Source organism: Arenibaculum sp. (assembly GCF_035998295.1).
Lineage (GTDB): Bacteria > Pseudomonadota > Alphaproteobacteria > Azospirillales > Azospirillaceae > DASYHS01.
In genome coordinates, this window is sequence record NZ_DASYHS010000243.1 from 1 (window position 1) to 8,363 (window position 8,363).

6 protein-coding genes and 1 tRNA gene are annotated in these 8,363 nt (G+C 71.8%); 3 read left to right on the forward strand and 4 right to left on the reverse strand.

Annotated elements, in window-relative coordinates; all coding sequences use genetic code 11:
• The 3 genes from VGO20_RS23090 to VGO20_RS23100 all read right to left on the reverse strand — a co-directional run.
• On the reverse strand, positions 1 to 248 hold a 248-nt coding region (locus VGO20_RS23090; RefSeq protein WP_327504749.1), incomplete at its 3' end, for a response regulator.
• Positions 245 to 1,810: a chemotaxis protein CheW gene (locus VGO20_RS23095; protein WP_327504750.1), complete on the reverse strand. Its 1,566-nt coding sequence runs from the start codon at positions 1,808 to 1,810 to the stop codon at positions 245 to 247. The genes VGO20_RS23090 and VGO20_RS23095, both read right to left, overlap by 4 nt.
• A 5-nt stretch (positions 1,811 to 1,815) precedes the next feature.
• A complete protein-coding gene (locus tag VGO20_RS23100; protein ID WP_327504751.1) occupies positions 1,816 to 3,807 on the reverse strand; it encodes a methyl-accepting chemotaxis protein in 1,992 nt (663 codons plus the stop codon).
• Positions 3,808 to 4,211: 404 nt separating this feature from the next.
• On the opposite strand from VGO20_RS23100, the gene VGO20_RS23105 reads away from it, so the two are divergent.
• Positions 4,212 to 5,276, forward strand: a complete 1,065-nt coding sequence (locus VGO20_RS23105; protein WP_327504752.1) for a potassium channel family protein — start codon at positions 4,212 to 4,214, stop codon at positions 5,274 to 5,276.
• 81 nt (positions 5,277 to 5,357) lie between these two features.
• On the opposite strand, the gene VGO20_RS23110 is transcribed toward VGO20_RS23105, so the two are convergent.
• Positions 5,358 to 5,434: transfer RNA gene (locus tag VGO20_RS23110), tRNA-Arg, on the reverse strand.
• A gap of 121 nt (positions 5,435 to 5,555) precedes the next feature.
• On the opposite strand from VGO20_RS23110, the gene VGO20_RS23115 reads away from it, so the two are divergent.
• Positions 5,556 to 7,745 carry a PAS domain-containing sensor histidine kinase gene (locus VGO20_RS23115; protein WP_327504753.1) on the forward strand — a complete coding sequence of 730 codons (2,190 nt, stop codon included), beginning with the start codon at positions 5,556 to 5,558 and terminating at the stop codon, positions 7,743 to 7,745.
• The gene (locus tag VGO20_RS23120; RefSeq protein ID WP_327504754.1) at positions 7,742 to 8,137 is read left to right on the forward strand and encodes a response regulator; all 396 of its coding nucleotides are present in this window, start codon (positions 7,742 to 7,744) and stop codon (positions 8,135 to 8,137) included. Before VGO20_RS23115 ends, VGO20_RS23120 begins: the two co-directional genes overlap by 4 nt.
• The last annotated feature ends 226 nt before the right edge of the window (positions 8,138 to 8,363 follow it).

The window sequence follows — 8,363 nt, forward strand, 5'->3', positions numbered from 1 at the left end:
GTCTGCGAGGACACCATGACGACGGGGCAGGGCGTCTCGACCATCAGGCGGCCGAGGCAGGTCAGGCCGTCCATGACCGGCATGTTGACGTCGAGCGTCACGACGTTCGGGCGGAACGTCCGGGCAAGCGCCAGCAGTTCCTCGCCGTCGCGGGCGGTCCGGACCTCGAAGTCGCCCTCCTCCTCGAAGATCTGCGTCAGCAGCTTCCTCATCAGGGCGGAATCGTCCGCGACGAGCAGCCGGATCATTCGGGCGCGTCGAGCAGGTTCCCGGCGCCGATCTCGGCCAGGCTGCCGAGATCGTCGAGGCTCAGAAGCTGGTCCGGCTCCAGCAGCAGGACCATGCCCGCGTCCAGGTTGGCGACGCGGGAGACGACGGGCGCACCCGACGACGCGGCCGACGCGAACTCCGGCGCCGGCCCGATCGCCCGGGCCGGGATCGCGAGCACGCCGGTCGCGGCGTCGACGAGAAGGCCGGCGCGCGTCTGCCCGACGGTCAGGACGACGACGTGGCTGCGGCCGGTGGCGGGCGCTCCCGGCAGGCCGAACCGCCGGTGCAGGTCGACGACGGGCAGGACCGCGCCCCGCCGGTTCATCACGCCGGCCACGTGGGCGGGCGCGCCCGGCACGTGGATCAGCTCGTCCGGGGTCCGCACGATCTCGTCCACCGCTCCGACGGGCAGGCCGTAGCGCTCCCGTCCGAGGCGGAAGACGACGAACTTCCCGACATCGCGGTCGGTCTCGTGGCCGGGTCCGTCCACCGCCTGCTCCTCTCGTGCCGTTTCCCGGCGCGCGGCGCCGGCCTCCAGGGCGCGGGCGAGGACGTCGCCGCGCAGCAGGTTGGCGGCGGACAGGATCGAGACCAGCCGCCGTCCGCCGTCGAGGCGGCAGATGGCCTCGATGTCCTCGCCCGTCTCCTGTCCGAACAGCGCCGGCACCGCATCGGCGACGTCCTCGCGCACCCGCAGGACGTCCCGGACCGCCTCGACGACCAGGCCGACCGCGACGTCGCCGTCGAGCGCCGCGACGACGACCCTCGCCCGCCGGCCGAGCGGCGCCCCGGGAAGGTCGAGCAGCGCATGCAGCGAGACGAGCGGCAGCAGCCGGCCGCGCAGCGACACGACGCCGAGGTGGTGATCGCGTGCGTGCGGGATGCGGGACACGGCTTCCGGCATGCGGACGATCTCGCGCACGCGCCCGATCGGCAGAGCGTATTCCTGGCCGTCCACCTCGAAGCTGATCAACTGCCGCTCGAGGGCCTGCGCGGCGGCGGGCGGCGAGTGGGTCGCTGTGGCCGGGCCGGCGCCGCCGGAGGACGTGCGGGCCCTCGGCGCGAGCGCGCTGCGCAGGATGCGGTCGGCGTCCAGGATCAAGGTCGCCGGCTCGCCTTCCCCGCCGCGGAGAAAGCCGGCGAGATGGTCCTGCGGGATGGGGGCGTCCGCGTCCCCGCCGGCTTCGATCAGGGACGGCTCCACGTCGAGGATGCCCAGCAGCCGGTCCACCAGCAGGCCTTCGGGGCTGTCGCCCTCGACCACCAGGATCCGGGCCGCCTCGCCGGTCCCGGCATCCGGAAGCCCGAGGACGCGGCGCAGCCCGACCACCGCCGTCACCGTGCCGCGCAGGTTCGCCAGCCCCTCGAGCCCGTCCGGGCTCAGCGGCATCCGCGTGAGCGCCGGGCAGCGCACCACCTCGCGGACCCGGGAGAGCGGCAGTGCGCAGCGCATGCCGCCCGCCTCGAAGACGAGATGGGTGTTCAGGCCGTCCCGGGCGTGCCCGGCGCCGGCGGTCGCGTCATGGGCGAGTGCCGACATGCGGCCTACTCGCCGGAGCTCTGCAGCTCGTCGGCCAGGGAGGCGATCTCCTCGACCGCCGCCGCCAGATCCTCCGCGCCCCGCGCCTGCTGCCGGGCGGCGGTAACCGCCTCGGTCGCGGCGCGGCTCGCCTGTTCCGCCGCCGCCGCGATGCCCTGGGCGCCGGCCAGGCTCTCCTGGACCGCCCTCGTGGCCAGGGCGGCCTCCCCGAGGATCGACTCGTTTCCGGACCGGACGGCGGCGACGTCCGCCCCGATGCCGTCCAGCGTGGCGAGGAGGCCCTTGTTCCTCTGAAGCTCCAGCTCGCCGGCGGCGACGGTCTGCTCCAGGTCGCGGCGGACGACCGCCACCTGGTCCTGGATGGCGCGCACAGTGTCCTTGATGCGGTCGGCGCCCTCGGCGGATTCCCGGGCGAGACTGCGGATGTCGGACGAGACCTGGGCGAAGCCCTTGCCGGGCTCGCCGGCGCGCGCCGCCTCGATCGAGCCGCTGATCGCGAGCATGTTGGTCTGGATGGACACCGAGTTGACCGCGTCCACGATCTTCTCGATGCGGCGGCCCAGCAGCTCGAGGTCGCCGACGAGCCGCACGCTCTCGCGCGTCCGGTCGAGGGCGGCGCCGACGCCGTCGAGCATCGCCTCGACCCGGGCGCGGCTGTCGCCGAGCAGCCCGGCCATGGCATCGGCGCGCTCCAGCGCGGCGGTCGCGCGGACCTCGGCGATCCGGGCGCTCTTCTCGATCTGGGCGAGCGCCGCGCTCGACTGGTGGGTCGCCGCCGACTGCTGGTCGGCGCCCCTGCTGATCTGGTCGATCGCGGCCATGATCTGGGTCGCCGCCCCGGACAGTTCCTGGACCGTCGCCGACAGCTCCTCGGAGGCGGAGGCGACGTCCTCGGCGCTACGGGCCACGTCGGCGCTGTGGCGGAGGTCCTCGGCGACCACGGCCAGCTCGTGGGCGGCGACCTGGGCCTGGTCCAGGGCCTCGCTCTGCTGCGCGATGCTGCGCAGCGACTCCTCCGTCGCGGCCGACTGCTCCTCGGCGGCGGCGGCGATCTCCTCGGCTCCCCTCTGCACCTCCCCGGCGGCCTGGTCGGCCTCCAGCGCCGCGGCGACGATCTCCGTGCCGCCGGTGGCCAGCACGGCCATCTCGGTGCGAATGCGCGCGAGGATGGAGGTCACGTCGCGGCCGGCCTCGACCTCCCGGCGGGCCATCGCCGCCGTCTCGGAGATCCCCTCGGCGACGGCCCTGACCTCGTGCTGGATGCGCTCCACGAGCTCGGCGATGTCGCGCGCGCTCTTCTCCGCCGCTTCGGCGAGCATGCGCACCTCGTCGGCGACGACGGCGAAGCCGGCGCCGACCTGGCCGGCCCGGGCGGCCTCGATCGCGGCGTTCAGCGCCAGCAGGTTGGTCTGGTCCGCGATGTAGGCGACGGTCTGCAGCAGCTCGCCGATCGTCGCGGCTTCCCGTTCGAGGCTCCGTATCCGCTCGACGACTACGACCTGCCGCCCGGCATTCGCCTCGACGCTGGCGAGGGCGTCCGAGATCCGGCTGCCGGTCTCCGCGAGGACGGCCTGCAGGTGCTCGGTCCTGTCGCGGGACTGGACCGCCTTCTCGCGGGCGCGGGCCAGGGCGGCCACGATCTCCGTGATCGCGGCGAGGGACTGGTGGGATGCGCCCGAGGCCTGCTGCGCGCCCGTGGCGATCTGCTCCATCGCCCGGCGGAGCTGCTCGGCCGCGGACGCGGCTTCGCTGATGCTGCTCGCCATCTCCGTGGTGGCGGCGGCGGCGCGTTCCGCGATCTTCTGCTGGCGCGCGAAGTTGCGCGTCCGCTTGCGCTGGGCGGTGGCGCGCGACGCAGCCGCCTGCGTGGCCCCGTTGGCGCCGGCCACGCCTGCGCCGGTGGCGGCGGCGTTCGGGGCAGCGTCCGAGGCGGTGTCCGGGGCGACCCGTTCCGCGGTCCGCTTGGCGTCGAAGCGCGATCTCTTGGCCAGGGTCATGGAAAAGGGGGCTCCTGCTCGACGGTTGCGGACCGCGCTAGTTAACATAACGGGGAAGGCGGGGCCAACAGGAGGGTGCGACACCGCGCCGGCATCCGCAACCGCCATCGTCCGCAACCGCCGTGTGGGGAAGCGCGCCGGACCGGCCGGGGCGGACGCGGCGGCGCCATGGCCGGCCCGACTTCGATCCCTTCCGTCGGCCGCCAAGATACCGTCTTGATCGATACCCCCGAACAGAGTTAATACCGTCGCAGTAACAGCTCGCGCGAACTATTTCTTGGTGCCCGCTTGGAAAAACAAACCTTGATGCCGGCCAAAGCAACGAGGTATCCGCGAGAACAGGTCGATGACCATGTGTGATCTCAGCCGATTCCTGCCCTATTTTTTCGCCTGAGGCTCCGCCGATGAATGTCCGCCTCGCAGCCCTCCTGCGTGCCGTATACGTGGAAATCGCGGAGATCACATGGCGGACCGTTCTCGTCATCCTCCTGTTTCATTTCGCCTCCAGCTGGGGCTTGATGGTGCTGTCGGGCGAAGAGAAATTCACCCACCCGATCACCTTCCTCTATTTCTATGCAACGACGGCCACGACGATCGGATATGGAGACCTTTCTCCCGGCACGAATGCCTCTCGCCTCTTTGCGGTCTTCTGGCTCTACCCCGGCAGCATCGCGCTCTTCGGCACGATTCTCACCAAGGTAGGCGGCAGCCTCTGGGACAGATGGAACAAGCGGATGAACGGCATGGCTGACTTCTCGAAGGTCGACGGCGCTTCGGTCCTGATCGGCTACCACGCACAGCGGACCAGGCACATGATCGACGAGATCGTCGCCGGCGACCCCGCGGCGCAGATCATCCTCCTCGCACGCGCCGTCGAACGCTGCCCCGACGAGCGCATCCGCTTCGTGCGGACCGATAGCCTCGCCGATGTGGAGGCGATGAGGCGGGCTTCGATCGCCACGGCAAGGCATGTCGTGATCTATGCCGACGACGACGAGCAGACCATGGCAGCGGCACTCGCGGCCTCCGCCGTTCTCCGGGATGCGAACAACGAATCCGCGCACATGGTCTGTTATTTCGCCGATGAGAGCACTGCCAAGCTCCTGACGTCGCACATACCCCGGATCGAATGCGTCGTCTCGACGTCCGTGCCCCAGGTGGTGCGCGCAATGCAGGATCCGGGCAGTTCGAGGATTCTCGCGGCCCTGGCCTCGACGATAGACGACGCGACCATCTTCAGCTTCGTCGTTCCCGACGGCGTTTCCGGAGTGACGCTTGCCGTCCTCGCCGACCATCTCCGCCGGCACCACGACGCCATCCTGATCGCCTTCCAGGACGACGGCGGGGTCCCGATCATCAACGCCTCCCCGAGCCACGAAGCCGGCCCCGGGGACCGTCTCTACGTCATCAGCGACCGCCGGCTTCACGCCGACGCGATCGAGTGGACGAAACTCCGCTCCGTCGCCTGAACATCGAGAGATTCTGTCCGCTGAACGAAAGCGACGTCGCCCTGAACCCGGCCATCTGCCGGGTCGCCTGGAGTAAGGAGGTGGCGTCCCCGGCGGGATTCGAACCCACGACCTACAGCTTAGGAGGCTGTCGCTCTATCCTGCTGAGCTACGGAGACGTCGGTCCCTTATAACAGGCTGGCGACGCGGACCGGAACCCCTAACTGCGGGGGCGCGGCGGCAATCTCCCGGTAACCGGGGCGTGGCAGTATTCGCCCCGGCTTCGGAAGGGGGGGCGGGGTGGCGGACGGGCGAACGGAGGTGGAGGCGGGCGCCGAGGCCGGGCTGCTGCTGCGGCTGCCGGGCGCCGTGCTCGCCTGGGACGCCGGCGGACGGATAGCACTCGCCAACCCGGCGGCATGCGCGCTGTTCGGCGCCGATCCGGCGGGCCGGCCGCTCGGCGGCCTGCTGCCGGGCCTCGATCCGCGCGCGGACGGCACGCGCGAGCTGGAAGCCCTGCGCGGCGACGGTACCCGGTTCCTGGCCGAGGTGGCGCTGGCGCCGTCGACCGGGCTGGCCGGCCTCTGCGTCGCGGTGGTGCGCGACGTCGAGGGCCGGCGCCTCGGCGAGGAGCGGCTGCGCGACTTCGCCGAGACCGCGTCCGACTGGCTGTGGGAGACCGGGCCCGACCACCGCTTCACCTACATCTCCGACGCCTCCCTCGCCGGCGAGTGCCGCGGCCGCACCTTCCTGGAGCTGGCCCTGCGCGAGCCCGGCGACGAGGAGGCCTGGGCCGAGCACCACGCCCGCCTCGACGGACGCGTGCCGTTCCGGGACTTCCAATGCGTCCTCAACCTGCGCAACGCCGGCACCCGCTACGTCAGCGTCAGCGGCCGCCCGGTCCGGGGGGCGGACGGCGGCTTCGCGGGCTATCGCGGCAGCGCCGCCGACATCACCGAGGCCGTGCTGTGGCGGCGCGTGCGCGTCGCGACCGAGGTCCGGCTGAAGGCGATCCTGGACGCGGCCGTCGACGGCATCGCGACCTTGAGCCAGACCGGCAGCATCGAGAGCTTCAACCCCGCGGCCGAGCGGATCTTCGGCTATGGCGCCTCGGAGGTGATCGGCCGGAACATCCGCATGCTGGTGCCGGTGCCGTTCGAGGCGGGGCGGCCCGACCCGCTGCCGGACTGGATCGCCGAAGGGGGCGGGCGCGTCGTCGAGGGGCGGCGCGAGGACGGCACCGTTTTCCCGCTGGAGCTGTCGGTCTCGCAGGTGTCGCTGGAGGACGGACGCCTGTTCGTCGCCATCCTGCGCGACATCACCGAGCGGCGGCGGGTCGAGCGCGAGCTGGAGGAGCACCGCTTCCATCTCGAGAACCTCGTCGAGCAGCGGACCGCGGCCCTCGTCGAGAGCGAGGCGCGCCTGCGCTCGATCCTCGCGGCCTCGACCGTGCCGCACGTCATCCTGGACGACGCCGACGGCACGATCCGGTTCGCCAACGACAGCGCGGACCGGCTGTTCGGTTTCGGAGCGGGGGAGGGAGGAGCCGAGACCCTCTACGACCGGCTGTCGGAGCGCGAGGCGTTCCTGGCGCTGCTCGCGCGCGATGGACGGGTGGCGGAGTTCGAGGCGGCGCTGCGCACCGCCCAGGGCGGCACCTTGTGGGCGTCGCTGTCGGCGATCCCGATGCGCTTCGACGGCGAGGCCTGCATCCTGATCTCCTGCACCGACATCAGCCGGCGCAAGGAGGTGGAGCTGGCGATGGCCGCCGCGCTCGAGAAGGAGAAGACCCTGAACGAGCAGCAGCAGCGCTTCTTCTCCATGGCCTCGCACGAGTTCCGCACGCCGCTGACCATCATCGACGCCGTGGTGCAGATGCTGGCGCGATTCGACGGGGAGATGGACGCGGCGGAGCGGCGGAGCGAATACGACAACATCCGCGCCGCGGTCGCGCGCATGACCAACCTGATGGAGAGCGTGCTGTCGTCCTCGCGCGCGGAGGCGGGGACGCTCCGCCTCAACCTGACGGAGGTCGAGCTGCACGTCCTGGTGCGCGAGGCGGTCAAGCGCCAGGGGCTGATCGCGCCCGGCCACCGCATCGATCTCGACATCGCGGCCCTGCCCTCGACCGTGACGGGGGATGCGCGCCTGCTCGACCAGGTGCTCTCCAACCTGCTGTCCAACGCGGTGAAATACTCGCCCGAGGGCAGGCCGATCCAGGTCGTGGGGTCCGGCCACGGGGGCGTTGCCGTGATCGAGGTGCGCGACCGGGGCGTCGGCATCCCGAAGGCCGAGCTGCCCAGCATCTTCCGGAAATACTTCCGCGCCTCGACCGGCGCCGCGATCGCCGGCACCGGGATCGGGCTGCATCTCGTGAAGATGATCGTGGACCTTCATGGCGGCGTGGTCGGCGTCGACAGCGTGGAGGGGGCGGGCAGCACCTTCGTGCTGCGCCTGCCGGTCGCCGGCCCGCCGGGGAGCGCGCCGTGACGGACGCGCCCGTGACCCCGCGCCCCATGATCCTGTGCATCGAGGACGAGCCGGTGATCCGTTCGGTGATCGCCAGGGTGCTTCGGCGGGCGGGCTACGCCGTGGTGGAGGCCGCGGACGGGGCGCAGGGGCTGCGGGCGATCCGTGCCAGCCGGCCGGACCTCGTGCTGTGCGACGTCGGCCTGCCGGTCATCGACGGGCTGCGCGTGCTCGACGCGGTACGGGCCGGCGAGGCGGGCGACCCCGGCCTGCCGTTCGTGATGCTCTCGGCCCTGGCCGAGCCGGGCGACGCCGCCGAGGCGATGCGGCGCGGCGCCGACGCCTATGTCGGCAAGCCCGTCGACCTCGACGGGCTGCTCGCCGTGCTCGCCGAGCGGCTTTCCAGGCGGTGAAAAAAACCGCTTTACAGGCTCGGCGCAGGGGCCTATATACCGGCTCCCGACGCGCTGGACGGCAACGAACGGCGCGGCGGACCTCAAAAAAAGCCCCCGACGACGGAAGCCGAGGCTTCGGCTCGCAGGGGTTTGCGGCTCCCGGTTCCGGGTTGGCTGCGGGATCTTTGACAGCGTGAACGAGATCGAGAAGGGATGCGCAGGCGGCGGCCTGGAGCGCGGGACC